The organism is Novosphingobium piscinae, from assembly GCF_014230355.1.
Lineage (GTDB): Bacteria > Pseudomonadota > Alphaproteobacteria > Sphingomonadales > Sphingomonadaceae > Novosphingobium > Novosphingobium piscinae.
In genome coordinates, this window is the sequence record NZ_JACLAX010000001.1 from 77,361 (window position 1) to 97,766 (window position 20,406).

Genomic DNA, 20,406 nt, shown 5'->3' on the forward strand with positions numbered 1-20,406 from the left:
CCCGGGTTCAGGCTTGGAGCTGTCGGTGCGACCTGACAGGTGCGGGCCGCCTGGCCCGATCAGAAGAAGACGCGCGCGGATGCCGACAGCGTGCGACCGAAGAGAGGCCGGGCCATCACCACTCCGGAGGTGGGCAGGGTCCCCTCGGAGATGCCCGTGATGGCACGCGTGTTGAACACGTTGTTGGCATTGAGGCCCAGCTCGAGCCGCTCCTTCGGGCGGAACTGCGCGAACAGTCCGACCGTGGTGTAGCCCGGCATCCGCAGCTGGTTCACGTCCTGCGAGAAGCTGCCGGTGGTGCCGATGACATTGGCCCCGAACGTGAAGCGGTCGGTATCGTACTGCGGGGTCAGCCCATAGAGCAGGTGCGGCTGGTTACGTCCGATGTTGCCGACCAGGGCCGGGTTCTCGGCGCGGATGATCTCGGCCTTGGTGTAGGTCGCGTGGGCCATCACGCTGAAGGGCCCGCGCCGCAGTCCGCCCTCGAACTCGAGCCCATAGGCCTCGTAGGTCCGCGTCACCGAGTTCAGCTCGAGCTGGCCGGTGACCGGGTTCGTGCTGATCTGCGAGTTGGTGTCGTCGGTCTTGGCATGGAACCCGGTGAGGTTGAGGGTCAGACCTTCGTGACGGTACTTCAGGCCGATCTCAGCCTGGCGCACGCTGTCGTCGCCGGCGCCGGGATTGAGCAGCGCGCCGGTGGTCGGGCTCATCGCGGCGGTGAACAGGATCTTGTCGGCCGCCGCGCGGGCGCCGAGGCTGTAGCGGGCGAACAGCGCGAACGGCTCGGCGACGCGGTAGTTCACGCTGACCGAGTAGGACAGGTAGTCATGCCGGTAGTTGACCGGCTGGGTGACGCCGACCGGAACGAACGACACCAGCCGTTCGGGGGCCGAGATCACGCCATCGGCATTGATGTCGAACTGCCGCACGGCGCGGTCGTTCATGATTTTGCCGCTGGCGCGGCTGTTGTCCCAGCGGACCGAGGCCCCGAGCGCAATCTTGCCCTTGGCGAAGTTGACCGAGGCGAACGGCGCCGTGGTCTGGTAGGTCACGTTGTTGTCGCGGATGTTGCCCGCTGCGCCGGGGCCGCCGAAATTGCGGTAGCCGCCCTCGGTGACCGCGGTCCCGGCGGCGGTGAACAGGTTGAGCGGGACCGCCTGGCCGCCGCCTACCACATCCTGGAAGAACGTGGCGAAACCGATCTCCGAGACGAACTTCTGGCTCGACCGGTACAGTCCCGCGGTGGTGGTGAGGTTGCCCCCGCCGACCTTCCAGACCCGGCTGATGCGCAGGTCGTTGGTCATGTTGCTGACGTCGGGTGCGTCGTTGTCCGAGAAGAACGACAAAGCCACAAGGCCGTTGCCGCTGGCAGTGTTGAACGGTTGCCCGGCAAGGGTACCGGCGGCATAGCGGAACACGGCGCCGGCTCCGCCGAACCGGGTCGCGAACAGGGCTGCGGGCGCAGCGGCCGAAGGCACCAGTGTGGTGTTCCGGGTCGACTGGTCGGCGAAGCGGAAGCGGTTGGTGATGGACCATTCGCCGAGGCTGAACTGTCCCTCGAAGCCCAGCGCCAGGGCCTTGACCTCGACCCCGTCGACAAAGTCGCGGGTCCGGACTGCGCCGGCCGAGTTGAGCGTGAGCACCGTGGGCAGGTTCGGCGACAGCAGCGAAGCGGTGCGGCTGTTGAGCCCGGCCGGGTCCGCAAAGACGGGGTTGTCGTTGGTCCCGGTCACCAGCAGCGGGGTGCCGGTGAAGGTCGGAACGCGGTCGTCCAGAATCTTGGCGTGAAAGCGGATATAGCCGTTCTCGAACTGGCGGGTGACATTCATCTTGAGCTGGCCGCCGCGCATCGCCTTGAAACCGGTGGTGCGCACGCCTTCGCCCTCGCGGTAGAAGCCGCCGATGTGGAAACGCCAGCCGCCGCCAAGCTGCCCGCCGAAATCGAAGTCGCTCCGGATGGTCTCGAAGTCGATGCCGCTGGTGACCATGATCGACCCGCCCTCGACCTCACCGGTCTTGGAGATGAGGTTGATCACCCCGCCGGGAGCGTTGGAGGCGAAAGTCGAGGCCGAACCGCCGCGGATCGATTCGACCTGGGCGACATTGAAGTCGGCACGGATGAACAGGTCGGGAGTGAGGCGCATCAGATCGCCGAACTCCATGACCGGGAGCCCATCCTCCTGGATCTGGATGTACTTGCTGGCGCCGTTGACCATCGGCAGACCGCGCACCGTGTAGTTGTTCTGCGCCTCGCCGGCGGCTGCCTCCACGCGGATGCCCGGGATGTTGCGGAACAGTTCGGCGAGCGAGCGCGGAGCCAGACGGATGATCTCGTTTTCCTTGATCGCACTTGTCGAGGTCGCGCTGCTCAGGCGGTCCCGACCGCGCGCCACGCCGGTGGTGACGGTGTCGTCTTCGTCGACCGTCCGGCTGGCCTCGAAGGCGGTGAGCGGCCGGGATTCCTCGGCGGCGGCGGTGGCCGGAAGCATGGACAATCCGATGACAGCAAGCGATGCGCGCGACAGCAACCCTGTGTAAATAGGCTTCATTGTGGCCCTCTGAGATGAATGGAGCGGGCCGGATAGCGAAGCGGGCATAAGCGGCGGTTTATCCCGCCCTCGAAGGTTTACTTAACCGTTGATATTCACCGTGGTCACGGGCTTGCCGCCCGCAAGCGCTGCGGGTCAGGGGTCGGCCGGACCGAACTCCAGGGCCTGGATTTCAACGGTCGGGTTCGGTGAGCGCTGCACGCGGCCGGCGATCCGTCCGTGCTCGCAGTTCCAGGTGAACCGCCCCTCCATCAGCGAGAGCGGCTGGAGCGGCTCATCGGCCGCACAGGTGCCGACCTCGGCCTTCAGCGTCTCGACCAGCCGGCGCCAGCGCGCCGCATCCCGGTCCAGCAGCATGTTGTTCGCCAGCGGCGCGGCCGTGATGTCGGCCCTGTGCCAGACCGCTTTAGCGGCTGCATAGGCCTGCGCGAGCCCGGTATCGCCCGCGGGCCTGGCGGCATCGATCTGGCCGGCCCGTTGCAGGGCCAGCAGGGCCCGGGTCGCCGGCAAACCCGGGCCGGCGTAGGTCCGGCTGGCAAAAGCGAAGATCCCGACGCCGCGCTGGGGCAACAGCAAGGCAATCGATCCGTAGCCGGGATAGCCGCCGGCATGGGACAGCATCATCCCGAGGTCGCAATCGTCGATTGCGCTCCAGCCCATGGCATAGGCCACCGCGCGGCGGCAGGACGCGCCGCCCGCCGCCACAGGGCGCAGCGTTCCTGCGGCAAAGTTGCTGCCTGTGGCGATCTCGCGCACGGTTGCACGGCGTACCGGGCCTGTTTCGGGGCCATCGCGGGCCGGCCAGGCCGACAGGAGAAAGGCCACCCAGCGCGCATAGTCGGTGGCGCTGGTCTCCACGCCACCCATCGCGCCGAAGGCGCCGTCCTGCATGTCGGGCTCGCGCACCCACTGGCTGTCCTGCCAGCGATAGCCCAACGCGCGGCGCGCGGGGGGCGAGGCGAAGATATCGTAACCGGTGTCGCGCAGCCCGAGCGGCTGCATCAGTTCGCCCCGGATGTAGTCCTGATAGGGCTTGCCCGAGACATTGGTAATGATCCGCCCCAGGAGCGCATAGCCGAGATTGGAATACTCCATCGCTAGCCCCGGCGGTCGGGCAAACGCCGGCCCGGCGGTGATCAGGCGGGTGAAGTCGGTCTCCGCCATGACCTGCTGGCGGTCGCCCCAGGGGTTGTCCTCGACGAAGCCGGCGGTGTGGGTCAGCAGATGGCGCACGGTGATTTTCGGGCTGTCGCTGGTTGGATAACGCCAGCCCTTCATCTGCGGGATGTAGCGCTCGGCCGGGGTATCGAGCGAGAGCTTGCCATCATCGCGCAGCTTCAGGATGGCCAGGGCCGTGAATGCCTTCGACATCGAGGCAATGCGAAACAGGCTGTCGGCCGTGACGGGGGTCTGGCTGACGGTGTCCTGCACTCCCAGCGCGCGCACGTGGACCAGCCGGCCCTCCGCCACGACCCCGTAGACCAGCCCCGGAACATGGGCCGACAGCCGCCAGTCGGCGAAGATCCGGTCGACTTCGGCGAGGCTCGCGGCAGCGGGGGTCTCGGCCGGCGCGCGCCCTGCCAGCAACAGCACGGCAAGCCCGAAAAGCGCGGTACGGACGATCATGGCGTTCCCCTGCCGGATGAAGTGACCCCGGCGTAAAGGACCGCCGTCCGGCCTGTCAACGCGGCCGGAATGGGTGCTCGGGCATGTCGCCGGTGTACCGTTGCCGCCGTCACTCGCCCTTGCGGAAATCGGCCACACTCTGTCCGGTGAGCCGTAGCGAGCTGAACACCGCCCGGTTGCCCCGGCCGAGCGGCGATTGTGCGCTGAGCCCCAGCCACAGACGGGCGGGATAGTCATTGCGGAAAACGCGGACCAGCTGCCAGGTGCGGCCATCGCCGGAATAGTAGAAGCCGAGCGAGCGCGTGTCGGACGAGACCCGGAGGAATGCCGACCGCGCCGCGAGCACATCGTGGTTGTTGTCGTCCGACGTCCCGCGGGTGCGCACGGTAACGATCCGCGAGCGGCCGTTCTCGTCGCGCTCGAAGGCGAACTTCAGCCAGGTCGCTTCATCCGACCACAGATAGAGCGCGCCGGCGTCGTAGGTCTGGGCGAGATCGGGGGTGACGCGGGTGGTGAAGGTGAAGGGCCGCGTGTTGTCGATCCCGGTCAGCAGCACCGGGGCGTTGCCATAACTGGTCACGCCGTCGGTCTCGCGGAAAAAGTCGGTCTTCTCGCCGCTCTCGATCACCAGCCGGTCGCGGCCGGACCCCGGTGCGGCAGTGGCGCCGTTGAGCGCCCGGTCGAACGCCAGGCCAGCCACCACGACCGGTGCGGACGTCCCGGCGGCTGGCTCGGCGAGCAGGACGCAGGGTGCGGCCAACGCCGCACAACCACCAACCACCCAACGGACCAGGGACATTTCGGACTCTCCCGCTCTGCGCACGGCATTATGGAGGGGCTGAGAGGCAAGAGCAACGCCGCCGGGCCTGGTCTGCACTCATCCCGGTTGACAGGTGTGCCGGAACTGGCTTCATATATACGAAACGTTCACACAAGCGAACGGCGGGGAGCCAGGCGGTTTGTCACCACCGTCATGGCCGGGTGGGGGCCGGACCTGCCCGATCACCCGACCAACAACGGAGAGCCTGCCATGATCGCCACCACCCACGTTGGCAGCCTGCCCCGCGGCGATGTCCTGACCCCGCTGTTGCTGGCCCGCGACAAGGGCGAGCCTTATGATGCGGCGCAATTCGATGCGGTGGTCGGCGCCGCCGTCGACACAGCCGTCGCCGAACAGATCGCCGCCGGCGTGACTGTGATCAGCGACGGGGAGCTCGGCAAGGTCGGTTACTCGACCTACATGATCGAGCGGCTGGAAGGGTTTGGCGGCCATGTCGAGCGGCGCCCGGCCGCTGACCTTGCGGCCCATCCCGATCTCGCCCGCAAGCTGTCCGCGATCATGGGCAGCCAGGAGTTCACCCGGGCCTCTTGCATCGGCCCGGTGCGACTGCGCACGCTGGCCCCCTTGCACGAGGACATCCGGCGGTTGCGCGCCGCGCTCGACCGCCATGGCCCGGCGCAGCGGGCCTTCATGAATGCGGCTTCGCCGGGGCTGATCACGGCGTTTCAGGTCAACCGCCACTATCCCACCCATGAGGCCTATCTTGCCGATATCGTCGCGGCCATGCGCCCCGAGTACGAGGCGATCGTGGCAGCCGGGTTCGAGCTGCAGCTGGATTGCCCCGATCTCGCGATGTCACGCCACACCGGCTATCAGGACCAGAGCGAGGCCGACTTCCTGCGCACCATCGCCGCCAACGTCGAGGCGCTCAATGCGGCAACCGCAGGGATTCCGCCGGAGCGGATGCGGATGCACATCTGCTGGGGCAACTACGAAGGGCCGCACGACCACGACATCGCGCTGGAGAAGATCATCGCCACGGTCCTGCGGGCCCGACCCGCGACAATCCTGTTCGAGGCCGCAAACCCCCGGCACGAGCACGAATGGACCGTGTGGCGCGATGCCGGCATCGCGGACGACAAGATCCTCGCTCCGGGGCTGATCGATACCTGTTCGAACTATGTCGAGCATCCCGAACTGATCGCGCAGCGGATCGCGCGCTTCGCCGGGATCGTGGGGGCCGATCGGGTGATCGCCAGCACCGACTGTGGCTTTGGCACCTTCGCCGGCTATGGCAAGATCGATCCCGCGGTCACCTGGAAGAAGCTGCGGGCCTTGCGGGCCGGGGCCGACCTCGCGGCGGCGCGCTTGTGACCGAGCTCGAGCGATTGCTGGCCGAACAGGCCTGCGCGCGGCTGGTGGCCGACTATGCCAACCTCAACGACTGCGGCGATTGGGATGGCGTGGCCGGCCTCTATGCCGAGGATGCGCGCTTTGCGCGGCCGAGCGCGCCGGAGGACTGGATTGTCGGCCGCGCCGCCATCCTCGCCGCCCTGCGCGCCCGGCCACCGCGGCGCGGCCGTCATTTGTGCAGCAATGTCGTCATCACCGTCGAAAGCGCGCAGCTTGCGCGGGGAACTTGTGCAATCGGACTGTTCGTCGAAGGCCAGCCGCCGCTGGTCGGCTCTTTCCATGATCGCTTCGTCAAGATAGGGCCGGCATGGCGATTTGCTGAACGGCGAGGTTCGCTCGCCTACTGAAAGAGCGGCGATGGCGTCCAGATCGGGGACACAGGCTGGGGTCAAGTCGGCGTTGCGCACGCTTGACCTGCTGGAGTTCGTGGTAGCCCAACCGGGCGGCGTGGTCGCCCAGGACATTGCGGTCGCGCTGGCGATCCCGGTCAGCAGTCTGTCCTATCTCCTCGCGACCCTGGTCGAGCGGGATTACCTGCGGCGGGATGGTCGCCGATACGGACCCGGTGCAGGGTTGGACCGGTTGCGCCGCCCGGCCGGCGCCGTTTCGGTGGTGGATCAGGCCCGTCCGCTGGTGCGCGGGCTGGTCCAGCAACTCAACGAAACCGCCTCGCTGTTCCTGCCTCGGGGACACGAGATCGAAACCGTCCTGACCGAGATGTCGAGCCAGCCGCTGCGCTATGCGATCGAGCCCGGCACGCGCACACCGTTCCACTGCCTGGCGGGGGGCAAGGCCATGCTGGCCGCGTTGGACGATGCGCGACTCGATGCGCTCCTGGGTGAGCTCGAGCTGGCCCGGTTCACGGCGAACACGGTCACCGACGAAGCCGCACTGCGCCGTGAAATCGCCGAGATCCGCAAGGCCGGGGTGGCCTTTACGCGTGACGAGTATACGCCCGGCATTTCGGGAGTGGGCGTGGCCCTGCGGCGCGAGGGTGAGGTGGTCGGCGCGCTGGGGGTCGCTGCCCCGACCTCGCGCTTCACCGACGCGATGCGCGATCGCATTGTCGCGCAGCTGCAGCGCGCCGCTGCCACATTTTCCGCGGCCTGAGCCGAGGCGGCCCACCGCTGTCCCGCCCGGTGCTCCGGGCCGAAGCCTGCACCCGGCGCGGTGCCGCCGTGGCCAGGGCCCCGGCCCCGCTTGGGATACCCGGTCGTCCGCCGGCCCTCCGTGAGGGCTGGTGACATCCCCGCAACAGTACGAAAATTTGTATGCTAGGGATACACATCCGTGAAACCTTCATGTATGGGAAGCTGAGCCAGACCGAAGAGGCGCGACAGATCGTCCGGACCGCTGGCCCGCCATGGGAGATGGATATGACCGCAGGCACACAGGATTCCGGTTGAACTTGGATTAGCGGTCCGCCGCCATGCTCCGGCCGCGGGGCGGGGCATGGGTTAGGGCGGGGCATGGGCTGGGTCGGGCTGGGCATCTGCCGTGGCCGTTCCGGTACCGCCGGCTTGCCTGCAGGCGCGGCGCCCATCGCCCGCCAATCAACACGCTTCAATTGTTGTTCAAGCATACAGTTTTGGGAGAATCTGATGAAGCATTCGCGAATCTACGCTGCATCGGTCAGCCTGGCGGCGCTTGCGGTCCTGGCGAGCTCGCCGGCGCGGGCCCAGTCGACCCCGGCCTCGGCAACGCCCGCCGCCGAAGAAGAGACCGCGGTTTCGCCGGAAATCGTCGTGACCGCCCAGTTCCGCAACCAGCGTCTGCAGGACACCCCGCTGGCGATCACCGCGATCACCGGCAAATCGCTGGCCGAGCGTGGGCAGACCAACATCGCCGAAGTGGCCGCGCAGACCCCGAACGTCTCCTTGGCTCCGCAGAACGGCTATCTGGGGCCCGGCATCATTGCCTTCATCCGCGGCGTCGGCCAGTCGGACCCCAACTTCGCTCTCGAGCCCGGCGTCGGCATGTACATCGATGATGTCTACCTGCCCACCCTGACCGGCTCGCTGCTGGACCTGATGGATCTTGACCGGGTGGAGGTGCTGCGTGGTCCGCAGGGGACTCTCGCGGGCCGCAACTCGCTGGGTGGTTCGATCAAGCTCTATTCGGCCAAGCCGACCGGGAGCGGCAAGGGCATGATCGAGGCGACCTACGGCCGCTTCAACCGGCTCGACATGCGTGGCTCGTTCGATATCGCGCTGACCAGCAACCTGTGGATGCGGGTTTCGGGAGCCACCAAGAACAATGACGGTTTCGTCCAGCGGCTTGACTACGCGCTGACCCATCCCGGCTCGAACGTTCCGACCTTCGCCTCCGGCGCAGACCCGGTGCTGGGCACCCTGGGCGGCCAGAGCTTCGCCGCCGGCCGCGTCGCGCTGCGCTGGATGCCGTCAAGCGATGTCGAAGTGAACCTCTCGGCCGACTATACCCGCCAGCGCGACGAGGCCGGCGCCAGTGTGCTCCTGTTCGCCAATCAGGCGGGGGTGTTCCCCGGTCCGAGCGCGACCGGTGGCCCGCGTCCCTGGCTGGCCGGGCGGAACGGCGCGCCCGTGCCGCTCAACTGCGCTTTCGTGACCGTCGGGGTGAACAGCTGTGACACCATCCCGGCCGGCTTCGACGGACGCTTCATCAACTATGCGACCTATCTGGATCCCGCGACCCGCGACGGCCAGATGGCCTACAAGCCGCTTTCCCTCGATCCGCGTTCGAACCTCGACAACTTCGGTGTCCACGGGACGATCGACTGGACGATCAACGAGAATCTGGCGGTGAAGTCGATCACCGCCTACCGGCACTACGATTCCAACTGGTCCTTCGCCGAAGGCGCGCCGGTGCAATCGTCGATGTTCAACCAGTCGCAGTCGAACACGCAGTGGAGCCAGGAGCTGCGGCTCACCGGCAAGGCGCTGAACGAGAAGCTCGATTTCACCGTCGGCGGGTTCTATTTCCACACCGAGGGCCTGTTCACCGGGCGGATCAATCTGAACTATGCGGCGATCGACTTCCTGCACGGTCCGGACCCGACGCCGGCCTCGAACAAGGCGCTGTTCGCCAACGGCAGCTACAAGCTGACGGACGCGCTGACGCTGACTGGCGGTATCCGGTCTTCTTGGGATACCAAGGACTACGAGTATGTGCGCCGCAATCCCGACGGCACCGCGATCCAGGGGCCTTGCCAGTACTTCCTTGGCGCGCCCACGGCTGGGCCGACCGGGGTGGGCAACTCGCCCAACTGCCTGCTGTTCGGTCTGAACGGGCTGGCCGCGCGCTTCGAATCGCAGCGGACCGACTGGCGCGTGGCGGCCGACTATCGCGTGTCGCCCGAGCTGATGCTCTACGGTCAGATCTCGACCGGCTATCGCGCCGGCGGCGTCAACCCGCGGCCGTTCTTCCCCAGCCAGGTCCGGGCTTTCACGCCCGAGACCATCACCGCCTACGAAGTGGGGTTCAAGTCTGACCTGTGGGATCGCCGGCTGCGCTTCAACGTGTCGGCCTTCTTCAACGACTACAAGAACATCATCCTGACGGTGTTCAACTGCCCGCGGGCTGACGGAACCCAGGGCGTGCCCTGCCTCCAGCCCACCAACGTCGGTTCGGCTCACGTCAAGGGCATCGAGGTTGAAACCCTGATCCGGCCGGTGAGCAACTTCACCATCGACGGTTCGTTCAGCTACCTCGATTTCCAATACACGACGCTGGGCTCGACCGTCACTGGCGTAACGCTCGGCATGATCTCGCCTTTCACCCCCAAGTGGAAGTGGAGCCTGGGCGCGCAGTACGACATCGCCAACGTGGGGAAGGGCAATCTGGCGCTGCGGGTCGACGGGGCCTACCAGTCCGAGATCTACACCGACGCGGTGAACCTGGATTCGATCAGCGTCCCGACCGCCGGTGCCGGCGGCGGCCCGCTCGCGTCGATCGTGGCGACCAACCGGATCGACGGCTACTTCCTCGCCAACGCCCGGCTCACCTGGCACAATCAGGAGGAGGGCCTGACGGCTTCGGTCGAGGTCCGCAACCTCACGAACAAGTACTATTTCACCTCCATGAATTCCAACTACGCTGCCGTCGGGGTGGTCTCGGCCGCGCCGGGCCTGCCGCGCACCTGGGCGGTCACCCTCAAGAAGGAGTTCTGAACGCACTCCCACGCCAGACGCTGCCCGGGCCGGTTCTGACCGGCCCGGGCCATGGCGTATTTCCCGCCCACACGGAGCACCTGATGCATCTGTCCGCACGCCCCCTGATCGCTTTCGCGCTCGCTGCAGCGACCCCCGTGACCCTTGTGCAGGCCGCGCCGGCCGAGGCCCCGACGCCCGCCCCGCAGGCGGCCGAGGTCCCGCCCGACCCCGTGGTGCTGATGCGCGAACACTGGCTTGACGCCGATGTCAGCGCCTTCAATTTCCGCCATTCGGCCGAGTTGTTCTCCACCCGTCCGGTGCGCCATGGCGCCTCGGTCCGCCCGCTGGTGGCGGGTTCGCGATGGTCGCCGCCGGGCTACACGATCGGCGGACAAACCCGTGACTACGAAACCTTCGCCCGGCGCACCTACACCAACGCCGTGCTGGTGCTGCGCGACGGCAAGATCCTGTTCGAGGATTATCGCAACAAGTCGGGGCCGCAGGACCGGTTCATCTCGTTCTCGATGGCCAAGTCGATCACCGGCCTGATGGTCGGTTTCGCGCTCGCCGAAGGTCGGATCGCCTCGCTCGACGATCCCGTGTCGCGCTATCTGCCCGAACTGGGCGAGGGCGCCTATGGCCAGGCCACGATCCGCCATCTGCTGCAGATGCGTTCGGGCGTCGCCTATGAGGAGCGCTATGATTTTGGCGCCAATCCCAGCCTGGCCGCGCTGATCCACCGCAATGCGATCGTGCTCAACCGCGAGCGCTTCGCCGACCGCGCCCGGACCATCGCGTCCGCTGCCGCGCCCGGCGCGCGGTTCAACTACGCGACGCTAGACACCGCTGTCCTCGGCCTGCTGGTCGAGCGTGTCACGGGCCAGAGCCTGGCGGACTATACCGAGTCGCGGCTGTGGCGGCCGGCCGGAATGGCCGACGATGCCTTCTGGATCGCCGATGGCCAACCCGGGACGGGACGCGAACTGGCCGGGATGGGATTCAATGCCACCTTGCGCGACTATGGCCGCCTGGGCCAGCTGCTGCTGGATCGGGGCCGCCGCGACGGCCGCGCGATCATCCCGGCGGGATGGGTCGAACAGGCCACCCGCATGATCACGTTCGACACGCCCACCCCGTTCGGCGGGCGGGGCTATGGCTACCAGTTCTGGCAGCTGGACGATGAGCCCGGCGCCTTCGTGGCGCTGGGGCTGGCCGGGCAGTTCATCTATGTCCACCCGGCGAGCCGGACCGTGATCGTCAAGCTCAGCCACTTCCCCTTGCCGGAACCGCCGGGGGTGATGGCGGAAACCCTGGCCTGGTTCCACGCCGTCGTCCGCCAGTGAAGCCGGCATGCCGGCCGCGATGATCGGAGATCACCGCGGCCGGTGCCAGTGGGCCCGGGTCAAGCCCACTCGACGGCGTTGACGATGTGCGCCTGGGTGTATTCGAGCAGCCCGGCCTCGCCCAGTTCAGCGCCAAGCCCCGATTGCTTGACCCCGCGGAACGGGATGTTGGCGTCGATGGCGAGGTGCTGGTTGACCCAGACGGTGCCGCTGTCGATCTTCATGGCCACATCGGTCGCCCGCTGCAGGTCCTTGCCCCAGACTGTCCCGCCCAGGCCATAGTTCGATGCGTTGGCGCGGGCGATCACCTCGTCGATATCGTCATAGGCGAGCACCGGCAGCACCGGCCCGAACTGTTCCTCGCGGACCAGCGGGGCATCGTCGGTGAGGTCGCGGACAATCGTCGGCGGGATGAAATAGCCGGGACGGTCGAGCGGCTTGCCGCCGGCGATCACCGTGCCGCGCTCGCGGGCATCGTCGATCAGCCCCAGCACCTTCTCGAACTGCATGCGGTTCTGGACCGGGCCGATCGTGGTCCCCTGACGGGTGCCATCGTCGACCACGGCCTCGCCGGCCAGGCGAACCAGCTCGGCGCAGAAGTCGTCATAGACGGCGCGGGGGACATAGGCGCGCTTGATCGCCACGCAGATTTGCCCGGCATTGGCCATGGCCCCCTGGTAGACCTTCTGCGCGGCGGCTGCGACGTCAACATCGTCGAGCACGATCGCGGCGTCGTTGCCGCCCAGTTCCAGCGTGACCCGCTTCACCGTGCCGGCCGCCGAAGCCATGACCTTGGTGCCGGTGGCAGTCGAGCCGGTGAAGGCCACCTTGGCGATATCGGGATGAGCGGTCAGTAGCGGGCCCAGATCGTTCTGGTCGCACAGGATGTTGAGCACCCCGGCGGGCAGGATCGACTGGGCCAGCTCGCCGAACAGCAGGGTGGTGAGCGGCGTGGTCGGCGCGGGCTTGGCGACCATCGTGTTCCCGGTGACCAGCGCCGGGCCGAGCTTGTTCATCAGCAGGATCAGCGGGAAGTTCCAGGGGGTGATCGCCGCCACCACGCCCAGCGGCGTGCGGTGCTCGATCACCCGGTTGCCGCCTTCTTCGCGCAAGGTTTCCGGCTTGATCCGCATGGCCGCGAAGGCCCGCAGGGTGAAGACGCTGCCGAACACCTCGTAGGTTGCCTGGTCCAGCGGCTTGCCCTGTTCCGCGGTCAGCAGCGCGGCAAACTCGCCGACGCGGGCCTCGAGGGCGTCAGCGAGGGCGAGCACCACGGCGGCGCGATCATCCCAGCTGCGCGCCGCCCACGCGGGTTGCGCCGCGACCGCGGCGGCTACGGCCCGCTCGACCATCGCTCCATCGGCCTTCGGGCATGACGCCAGCAGCTCTTCCGTCGCGGGATTGACGACCGGAAAGGTGCTGGCTCCGGCGACCAGCTCGCCATCGATCAGCATGCGGTAGGGGTGGTCCACGGGCTCTCTCCTTGCTTTTTGCCCGCCGAGCGATCCGGGCTTTACGCGCTTGATCGGCGGGCTACTATCGCCTTGCGATATGTACGCCATTCATACAGTTTTCAAGAGGACGGCGATGAAACAGGGCCAAGATCTCCAGCAATTGATCGGGTACCTGGCCCAGCGCCTGCAGCTCATCGGTGAGCGCGATGCCCGCGAGGCGCTGCAGCCTTTCGGGATCACCCCGGCCAAGCTGACCGCCCTGCTGCTGGTGCGCGACAATCCCGGTTGCGACCAGAGCGCGCTCGGGCGGGCGCTCAGCATCAACCGTGCCAGCACGATGCGCCAGGTCAACATCCTCGAGGAACGTGGCTTGATCGAGCGTCGCCCCGGACGCGATGCCCGGACCAACGCGCTGTACCTCACCCCCTTCGGCGAGGCGCAGACCGCGGCCATGGTCGGCGTGGTGCGCGAGTGCGATCGGCGCCTGACGAGCCCGCTGACGACCCCCGAAGTTGAGAGCCTGCGCCGGTTGCTCGTCAAGCTGACCACCGGCAAGGATCGGGTGCGCATCCGCCGCAAGGCTGCCCCCAGCTAGGCCCCCCGGGCGCCTACATGCGCAGCACCGGCTTGATGACGGCACCGCTGGCCGACTGGGCGCAGGCCGCTTCGATCTGGTCGAACGGAAAGAAAGTGATCAGCCGCTCGAGCGGCAGCTCGCCTGCCAGATAGTGGTCGATCAGGCGCGGGATGAAGCGCTGCGGGTCGATCCCGCCTTCGACCACGCCGACGATGCGCCGGCCCATGCTCATCACCGCGGCCGGCTCGATGCCGATCGCGCCCGGTGCATAGGCCCCGACCAGCGCGAGCGTGCCGCGCTGGACCAGCTTGTCCAGAGCCATGGGCAATAGCGCGCTCACTCCGGTGGTATCGATCGCATGGTGGAAACCTCCGGCCAGGCCGGCCAGGTCGGTGCTGGTTTCGTGGGCCCCGAGGCTTTCGGCCAGTGCGAGGCGGTTGGTGTGGAGATCGACCACGGCGATCCGGCCCGCTCCCGCGATGCGCGCCGCCATCACCGCGGCCAGTCCGACCGCTCCGGCGCCCATCACCAGCACGGCTTCGCCGCGCGCCACCTGCAGCGTTTCCAGCACGGTGCCGGCCCCGGTCTGGATCCCGCAACCGAGCGGAGCCAGCACATCGAGCGGTAGCTCGGGAGCAATCTTCACCACGTTGCGGGGATGGGCATAGGCATGGGTGGCGAAAGCCGACTGGCCGAAGATGTTCGCGCTGATGCGCTCGTCGTGGCGCCAGAGTCCGCCATCCTGGGGCGCATGGCTGGCCAGGAAGTTGCGCGGGACGAACTCGACGCAGTAGCCGGGCTGGTGATCGTGGCAGGCCGGGCAGGTCCCGCAGCTGTCGAAGCTGAGCAGAACATGGTCACCCACCGCCAGATCGGTCACGCCGGGGCCGACCGCCTCGATCACGCCTGCGCCCTCATGGCCCAGAATGACCGGGAAGGGCACCGGCAGCGCGCCATGCTGCAGCACCAGATCGGTATGGCAGACCCCGCAGGCCCGGATCGCGACGCGGACCTGGTCCGGGCCGGGCGGGTCCATCACCAGGGTCTCGATGGCAAACGGCGCACCAACCGCCGGGGTGATGGCCGCGCGCACGTTCAGTCGGTCCGCCGTGGCGCCAATCGGCTGCATGGACATGGTTCTCTCTCCCGATGGTCAGGCTTGTCGTGTTTTGCGGCTTGCGTGGCAAGCCGTGGGAATGTATGCAAGGGGTACAAAAATGGCAAGCGCAAACGCGTCTGCGCGCCCAGCAGGAGAGAGCCGCAGTGGCCCAGTCCAAAGTTGTTACGGTGACCGTTGAGGATCGCATCGCCTGGGTGAATTTCGCCCGGTCCGACAAACGCAACGCCATGAACCCCGAGCTCAACCGCCAGATGATGGCGACGCTCGACGAGCTAGAGTTCCGCGACGATGTCGGCGTACTGGTCCTGGGCGGTGAGGGCACCGCCTGGTCCGCCGGCATGGATCTCAAGGAGTATTTCCGCGAGACCGAAGCGCGCGGCCTGCGCGGGGTGCGTGAATCGCAGCGCGAGAGCTATGGCTGGTTCCGGCGGCTGCGTTGGTTCCAGAAGCCGACGATCGCGATGGTCAACGGCTGGTGCTTCGGCGGCGGTTTCGGTCCCCTGTTCGCCTGCGATCTGGCGATCTGTGCCGACGAAGCCAAGTTCGGCCTGTCGGAGATCAACTGGGGCATCCTGCCGGGCGGCGGGGTGACCAAGGTGGTGGTCGATCTGCTGTCGATGCGCGATGCCATGTGGCTCACCCTGACCGGCGATCTGATCGATGGCCGCCAGGCCAGTGCCATGCGACTGGTGAACGAAAGTGTGCCGCTCGACCAGCTCAAGGCACGGACAACCGAAGTGGCCCGCACGCTGCTGATGAAGAACCCGGTGGCGCTGAAGTATGCCAAGGATGCGGTCCGCCGCGTCGGCACGATGACCTATGACGAGGCGGAAGACTATCTGGTCCGCATGCAGGAAGCGGCCAACTTCCACGACCGCAGCGACGGGCGCAAGGAGGGGATCCGTCAGTTCATCGACGAAAAGAGCTACAAGCCCGGTCTCGGGCCCTATGATCTGGCCAAGGCGGCCGCCCGCAGCAGCGCTTAGCCTGATCACAGCGCGGGCCGGGGGGCCAGGAAGGGTCTGCACCGGATCTGCCGGCTTGATCTTTCCCGCCTGCCGGGTCGACAACGCGGACATCCCGGCACAAGCCTGGGCCGTGACCATGGGAGAGTGATACGATGTCCAGCACGCCAGGCGAACCGGGCACCAGCCCGGTCGATCCGCGCGATACCCTGGCCGGGGCGCCGATGACCTGGCAGCAATGGGTGGCGGTCGGCATGTGCGTGCTGCTCAACGCGCTCGACGGCTTCGATGTGCTGTCGATCAGCTTCGCCGCGCCCGGCATCGCCAGGGAATGGGGCGTCGATCGTGCCGCGCTGGGCGTGGTGCTGTCGATGGAACTGATCGGCATGATGGCGGGATCGGTCCTCCTCGGTCAGGTTGCCGACCGGCTCGGCCGCCGGCCCACCGTGATCGGCTGTCTGGCGATCATGGCGCTCGGCATGGTTTCGACCACCCAGGTCCATTCGATCGAGGCCCTCGCGGCGACCCGCCTGTTCACCGGTCTGGGGATTGGCGGCATGCTCGCCGTGATCAATGCGCTGGCCGCGGAGTTCGCAAGCGCGCGCACGCGCGGGGCCGCGGTCGCGGTCATGGCGGCGGGCTACCCGATCGGTGGGATCGCCGGGGGATCGATCGCCAGTGCCCTGCTGGTTCACGGCGACTGGCGCGATGTCTTCTGGCTCGGCGCCGGGATGACTGCGCTGTTCCTGCCGCTGGTTCCGCTGTTCGTGCCGGAGCCAGTCAGCGCCCTGCTGCAGCGCCGCCGGCCAGACACTCTCGCGCGGGTCAACCGGAGCCTCTCCGCGCTGGGTCATGCCCCGGTGGCGGCCCTCCCGCCGGCCGATCCGGTGGTCCGGCAGTCGTCGCTGGCCGAGCTGTTCCGACATGGCATGGCCAGAACCACACTGCTCCTGACCGTGATCTATTTCAGCCAACTGCTGACCTTCTATTTCATCCTCAAGTGGTCACCCAAAGTGGTGGCCGACATGGGTTTCGCCGCATCGGCGGCAGGCGGCGTACTGGTCTGGGCCAACGTCGGGGGACTGGTCGGCAGCCTGCTCTACAGTGTCCTGGCGGTCCGCATCCCGATGCGGAGCCTGCTCGGCGGCTTCATGGTGGCCTCTGCCGCAGCGGTTGCGCTGTTCGGTCGGGCGCCGGCCGACCTGACCCTGCTTGCGCTGGCGGCCGCCGCTGTCCAGTTCTGCGCCAACGGCGTGATCGTCGGACTCTACGGATTGGTCGCGGACAGCTTCCCCGCAGCCAACCGCGCGGGTGGCACCGGCTTCGTCATCGGCCTGGGTCGTGGTGGCGCGGCGCTGAGCCCCATGCTTGGCGGCTATCTGTTCAAGGCGGGCTTTACCTTGCCGAGCGTGGCGGTGGTCATGGCCGGCGGCTCCCTGGTCGCCCTGCTGGCCTTGCTGGCTCTGCCCCGGCGCCCGGTCGAGGTCCATTGACCCCAGGGCGGCCTGCCTGTCAGGTTCCGGAACGGGCCCGTGATGCGCGTCGGGCGCCGCTCATGCCTGTCCCAGCGCCGGCCAGGAGCAGGGCGGCCAGGCCGAGCCAGCCGCGGTATCCAGCGGTCAGGTCATAGATCACTCCGGCCAGCGCCGGCCCGACCGCGCCACCGATCAGAAACACGGTGTAGAGCGCGCCATAGGCCTGGCCATAGGCGGCGCGGGCGAAGTCTCGTGCGACCAGATAGGCGATCAGATCGACTTCGGCGCCGACGCACAGCCCCACGACCAGCGCACCGGCCGGAACTGCGGCCGGACCACCAAATGCCAGCAGCAGCATGCCCGCGGCGGCAGCGAGGAACAGGCTCGTCACCACCGCTTCGGCGCGCACACGATCCAGCAGCCATCCGGTCGCCAGCCGCCCCGCCACGGCCGCGAGCCCGATCAGGGCGGTCATGCCGCCGGCCTGCCTGGGGGACATCCCCGCGTCAGTCAGCATCGGGACGAAATGGACGATCGTGCCCAGCACCGCAGTCGAGGCCAGCGCGAAGACAAGCGCCAGCCGGGCGAAGGCGGGGTGGGACAGGACGTCGCGGAAAGGTGGCACTGTCCCTGTCGCCGAAGTCTCGAGGCCGCCGCGCAGCAGCAGCGCGACGACAGGCAGCAAGAGCGTGATCAGCCCTGCGAGCAGGTGGAAGCCCGCGCGCCAGCCGTGGTCGGCAATGAACCCCGGCAGCCATGCCGGCAGCAGGATCGAGCCAAGTCCCGTCCCGGCCAGGACGATCCCGAGCGCCAGGCCGCGGGCGGTGCTGAAGGAGCCCACGACCAGCCGGGTGAAGGGCAATGGAGACGAGCCGGCGGTCAACAGCGAAAGCACCGCGGTGAGCGCGAGAAAGCTCGCCAGTCCCGTGGCGATCCAGCCAAGCAGCGCGAACGATCCGGCGAGCAGCGCCAAGGACCCCACCGCGAGGCGGGCGCTGCCGATGCGATCGGCCAGCCGTCCGACCGGGATCGCCATGAGTGCCGCGCAGCCAGTCCCCAGCAGAGGTCCCAGCGATGCCTGGCTGCGGCTCCAGCCAAACTCGGCGGCGAGCGGCTTGAGGAAGATGCCGAGCGAATAGAAATAGAGCGAGCTGACCCCCAGCGCGATCCCGAGGAACCCGCCAAGCACGATCCGCCAGCCACGCCGGAACTCCTCTCGCCCGCTCATGCGCGCGCCACCTGGGCGACGGCGCGGACCCAACCGGCCGAGGCCGCCTCAATTTTCACCGGGAAGCACATCACCGTGAAGCCGGTGGCAGGCAAGCGATCCAGGTTCTGCAGTTTTTCCATCTGGTAGTAGGCGCGCTCGCGCCCGGCCTTGTGGCCTTCCCAGATGATTGCAGGATCGCGCTCGCGGGCAAAGCGCTTGGCGGTATGGGCAAACGGGGCATCCCATGACCAGGCATCGGTCCCGACCACCTGCACCCCATGACCCGTCAGGTAGAGTGTCGCTTCGCGCCCCAGGCCGCAACCGCGCTCGGGATAGTCGGGACTGCCATAGGCCGCAGCAGCGCTGGTGTTGACCAGCACGATGTCGAACGGGGCGAGGTGATGGCCGATCCGCCTCAGTTCATGCTCAACTTCGCGCGCGCTCACTACGTGGCCGTCTGGCAGGTGTCTGAAATCGAGTTTCACCCCAGGGCGCAAGAACAGGTCAAGCGGGGCTTCATCGATCGTCGGGGCGCGGCGCGCCCCGCCGTCGGTCGTCGAATGATAGTGCCACGGCGCATCCATGTGGGTGCCGCTGTGGCTGGTCAGGCTAAGGTCCTCGACGGCCCAGCCCTCTCCATCCGGCAGGTCTGCGGGCGAAAGGCCCGGGAACAGTCCGGCCAGGTCGGCCGCCCCGTCGCGATGGGCGCGGTAGGTAATTCGCGGACGCAATGGCGGCGGGTCGGTGATCACGCGCGCACTGATCGGCATCGAGATGTCGATCAGCGTCCACTCGGACCCGGCGATCATGCCAGGACCAGCCGATGCGGCACGTGCGGCGCTTCGATGGTGGTTTCCAGCGCACCGATACCCTCGATCTCGAGCCTGACCAGATCGCCGTCGCACAGCAGCCGGCCAAGCTCGAGCCCACAGCCCGTCCCGACCGTGCCCGATCCCAGCACCTCGCCCGGATGGAGCGTCTCGCCCCGGCTGACGTGCTCGATCACGTGTGCCCAAGACCAGTGCATCGTGCCCGAGCGGCCCTCGCTCCAGACTTCGCCGTTGACCAGCGCGCGCATGGCCAGGTCAGGCTCATCGCCAAGCTCGTCGCGGGTGACGATCACCGGGCCAAGAACGTTCGCCCCGTCGAAGTCCTTGCCCTTTGCCGGGCCAAGCGGACCCTGCATCTCGCGAAACTGGAGGTCGCGCGCGGTCAGGTCGTTGAAGATGGTATATCCGAAAATGTGCTGTCCGGCATCAGCTGCGATGATGTCGCGGCCACCGCGGCCGATCACCACGGCCAGTTCCAGCTCGTAGTCGATCACCTGGCTCGCTCCCGGCCAGGCGACAGGCCCGCCGCCGGCGACGGCGAAGCGGTTGCACTTGTAGTAGATCGGCTGATGGTACCAGATCTCGGGGATCGGCATTGGCTCGGGAGGCGCCGGTGGCGCGCCCCAGGTGGCGCGCAGTTGCGCGCCGCGCCACCCGGCCATGCGCATGTGCTCCTCGAACACCAGGAAATCCCTCATCTGCACCGGGCGAGGCAGCGGGGCCAGCCAGGTGACGCTGTCGGGTGCGACCCGCCCGACCTCAGTCGCCAGCACGTCCCGCGCGAGGGCAAGACCTTCCTCGCCCGACTCGATCAGGGCCTGGAGCGAGGCCAGGGCGGGATGCCCGCGGCGCGACAGCGGCACGATCAGACCCCCAGGATCCAGCGCTCCGGCCTCGGGTCCCGCAGGGCCAAGGAAGGTGAGGAGTTTCATC

General features: G+C 67.7%; 16 protein-coding genes. 8 read left to right on the top strand and 8 right to left on the bottom strand.

Annotation, left to right across the window (positions count from 1 at the left end; genetic code table 11):
- Positions 1 to 59: 59 nt before the first annotated feature.
- The 3 genes from H7F53_RS00325 to H7F53_RS00335 all read right to left on the bottom strand — a co-directional run bounded on the left by H7F53_RS00325 (position 60) and on the right by H7F53_RS00335 (position 4,974).
- Positions 60 to 2,489 (bottom strand): TonB-dependent receptor domain-containing protein, encoded by a 2,430-nt coding sequence (locus H7F53_RS00325; RefSeq protein WP_185677477.1) that lies wholly within the window; start codon positions 2,487 to 2,489, stop codon positions 60 to 62.
- Positions 2,490 to 2,684: 195 nt separating this feature from the next.
- The gene (locus tag H7F53_RS00330) at positions 2,685 to 4,175 is read right to left on the bottom strand and encodes a serine hydrolase domain-containing protein (RefSeq protein WP_185677478.1); all 1,491 of its coding nucleotides are present in this window, start codon (positions 4,173 to 4,175) and stop codon (positions 2,685 to 2,687) included.
- 109 nt (positions 4,176 to 4,284) lie between these two features.
- Positions 4,285 to 4,974 carry a DUF1349 domain-containing protein gene (locus H7F53_RS00335; protein ID WP_185677479.1) on the bottom strand — a complete coding sequence of 230 codons (690 nt, stop codon included), beginning with the start codon at positions 4,972 to 4,974 and terminating at the stop codon, positions 4,285 to 4,287.
- A 231-nt stretch (positions 4,975 to 5,205) separates the two neighbouring features.
- On the opposite strand from H7F53_RS00335, the gene H7F53_RS00340 reads away from it, so the two are divergent.
- The 5 genes from H7F53_RS00340 to H7F53_RS00360 all read left to right on the top strand — a co-directional run bounded on the left by H7F53_RS00340 (position 5,206) and on the right by H7F53_RS00360 (position 11,842).
- Complete coding sequence (locus H7F53_RS00340) at positions 5,206 to 6,330, top strand: cobalamin-independent methionine synthase II family protein (protein ID WP_185677480.1); 1,125 nt, start codon at positions 5,206 to 5,208, stop codon at positions 6,328 to 6,330.
- Positions 6,327 to 6,716 carry a nuclear transport factor 2 family protein gene (locus H7F53_RS00345; RefSeq protein ID WP_185677481.1) on the top strand — a complete coding sequence of 130 codons (390 nt, stop codon included), beginning with the start codon at positions 6,327 to 6,329 and terminating at the stop codon, positions 6,714 to 6,716. Before H7F53_RS00340 ends, H7F53_RS00345 begins: the two co-directional genes overlap by 4 nt.
- 10 nt (positions 6,717 to 6,726) lie before the next feature.
- Positions 6,727 to 7,479 (top strand): IclR family transcriptional regulator, encoded by a 753-nt coding sequence (locus tag H7F53_RS00350; RefSeq protein ID WP_185677482.1) that lies wholly within the window; start codon positions 6,727 to 6,729, stop codon positions 7,477 to 7,479.
- A gap of 491 nt (positions 7,480 to 7,970) precedes the next feature.
- Positions 7,971 to 10,517, top strand: a complete 2,547-nt coding sequence (locus H7F53_RS00355) for a TonB-dependent receptor (RefSeq protein ID WP_185677483.1) — start codon at positions 7,971 to 7,973, stop codon at positions 10,515 to 10,517.
- Between the two features lie 83 nt (positions 10,518 to 10,600).
- A complete protein-coding gene (locus tag H7F53_RS00360) occupies positions 10,601 to 11,842 on the top strand; it encodes a serine hydrolase domain-containing protein (RefSeq protein ID WP_185677484.1) in 1,242 nt (413 codons plus the stop codon).
- 59 nt (positions 11,843 to 11,901) lie between these two features.
- Here H7F53_RS00360 and H7F53_RS00365 read toward each other — a convergent pair whose 3' ends face one another.
- On the bottom strand, positions 11,902 to 13,314 hold the full coding sequence (locus H7F53_RS00365; protein WP_185677485.1) for an aldehyde dehydrogenase family protein: 1,413 nt from the start codon (positions 13,312 to 13,314) through the stop codon (positions 11,902 to 11,904).
- 115 nt (positions 13,315 to 13,429) lie between these two features.
- Between H7F53_RS00365 and H7F53_RS00370 the strand changes: the two genes are divergently transcribed.
- Positions 13,430 to 13,891 (top strand): MarR family winged helix-turn-helix transcriptional regulator, encoded by a 462-nt coding sequence (locus tag H7F53_RS00370; RefSeq protein WP_185677486.1) that lies wholly within the window; start codon positions 13,430 to 13,432, stop codon positions 13,889 to 13,891.
- A gap of 13 nt (positions 13,892 to 13,904) precedes the next feature.
- Here H7F53_RS00370 and H7F53_RS00375 read toward each other — a convergent pair whose 3' ends face one another.
- Complete coding sequence (locus H7F53_RS00375) at positions 13,905 to 15,008, bottom strand: NAD(P)-dependent alcohol dehydrogenase (RefSeq protein ID WP_246438369.1); 1,104 nt, start codon at positions 15,006 to 15,008, stop codon at positions 13,905 to 13,907.
- Between the two features lie 128 nt (positions 15,009 to 15,136).
- Here H7F53_RS00375 and H7F53_RS00380 point away from each other — a divergent pair, with 128 nt between their 5' ends.
- The gene (locus H7F53_RS00380; RefSeq protein WP_185677487.1) at positions 15,137 to 15,979 is read left to right on the top strand and encodes a p-hydroxycinnamoyl CoA hydratase/lyase; all 843 of its coding nucleotides are present in this window, start codon (positions 15,137 to 15,139) and stop codon (positions 15,977 to 15,979) included.
- A 134-nt stretch (positions 15,980 to 16,113) separates the two neighbouring features.
- The gene (locus tag H7F53_RS00385; RefSeq protein ID WP_185677488.1) at positions 16,114 to 17,451 is read left to right on the top strand and encodes an MFS transporter; all 1,338 of its coding nucleotides are present in this window, start codon (positions 16,114 to 16,116) and stop codon (positions 17,449 to 17,451) included.
- A gap of 19 nt (positions 17,452 to 17,470) precedes the next feature.
- On the opposite strand, the gene H7F53_RS00390 is transcribed toward H7F53_RS00385, so the two are convergent.
- From H7F53_RS00390 to H7F53_RS00400, 3 genes are read right to left on the bottom strand one after another with little or no spacing between them, the layout of a single operon-like run.
- Positions 17,471 to 18,661, bottom strand: coding sequence for an MFS transporter (locus H7F53_RS00390; protein ID WP_185677489.1), 1,191 nt, complete (start codon positions 18,659 to 18,661; stop codon positions 17,471 to 17,473).
- Positions 18,658 to 19,452, bottom strand: coding sequence for a cyclase family protein (locus H7F53_RS00395; RefSeq protein WP_185677490.1), 795 nt, complete (start codon positions 19,450 to 19,452; stop codon positions 18,658 to 18,660). The genes H7F53_RS00390 and H7F53_RS00395 overlap by 4 nt, the downstream gene beginning before the upstream one ends.
- Positions 19,449 to 20,405 (bottom strand): fumarylacetoacetate hydrolase family protein, encoded by a 957-nt coding sequence (locus tag H7F53_RS00400; protein WP_185677491.1) that lies wholly within the window; start codon positions 20,403 to 20,405, stop codon positions 19,449 to 19,451. Before H7F53_RS00400 ends, H7F53_RS00395 begins: the two co-directional genes overlap by 4 nt.
- Between the last annotated feature and the right edge of the window lies 1 nt (position 20,406).

Excerpts from the sequence above, each read along its gene's own strand:
- H7F53_RS00325 (WP_185677477.1), bottom strand. The coding sequence starts at position 2,489 with ATGCTTCCGGCCACCGCCGCCGCCGAGGAATCCCGGCCGCTCACCGCC.
- H7F53_RS00330 (WP_185677478.1), bottom strand. The coding sequence starts at position 4,175 with ATGATCGTCCGTACCGCGCTTTTCGGGCTTGCCGTGCTGTTGCTGGCA.
- H7F53_RS00335 (WP_185677479.1), bottom strand. The coding sequence starts at position 4,974 with ATGTCCCTGGTCCGTTGGGTGGTTGGTGGTTGTGCGGCGTTGGCCGCA.
- H7F53_RS00340 (WP_185677480.1), top strand. The coding sequence starts at position 5,206 with ATGATCGCCACCACCCACGTTGGCAGCCTGCCCCGCGGCGATGTCCTG.
- H7F53_RS00350 (WP_185677482.1), top strand. The coding sequence starts at position 6,727 with ATGGCGTCCAGATCGGGGACACAGGCTGGGGTCAAGTCGGCGTTGCGC.
- H7F53_RS00355 (WP_185677483.1), top strand. The coding sequence starts at position 7,971 with ATGAAGCATTCGCGAATCTACGCTGCATCGGTCAGCCTGGCGGCGCTT.
- H7F53_RS00360 (WP_185677484.1), top strand. The coding sequence starts at position 10,601 with ATGCATCTGTCCGCACGCCCCCTGATCGCTTTCGCGCTCGCTGCAGCG.
- H7F53_RS00370 (WP_185677486.1), top strand. The coding sequence starts at position 13,430 with ATGAAACAGGGCCAAGATCTCCAGCAATTGATCGGGTACCTGGCCCAG.
- H7F53_RS00375 (WP_246438369.1), bottom strand. The coding sequence starts at position 15,008 with ATGTCCATGCAGCCGATTGGCGCCACGGCGGACCGACTGAACGTGCGC.
- H7F53_RS00385 (WP_185677488.1), top strand. The coding sequence starts at position 16,114 with ATGTCCAGCACGCCAGGCGAACCGGGCACCAGCCCGGTCGATCCGCGC.
- H7F53_RS00390 (WP_185677489.1), bottom strand. The coding sequence starts at position 18,661 with ATGAGCGGGCGAGAGGAGTTCCGGCGTGGCTGGCGGATCGTGCTTGGC.
- H7F53_RS00395 (WP_185677490.1), bottom strand. The coding sequence starts at position 19,452 with ATGATCGCCGGGTCCGAGTGGACGCTGATCGACATCTCGATGCCGATC.
- H7F53_RS00400 (WP_185677491.1), bottom strand. The coding sequence starts at position 20,405 with ATGAAACTCCTCACCTTCCTTGGCCCTGCGGGACCCGAGGCCGGAGCG.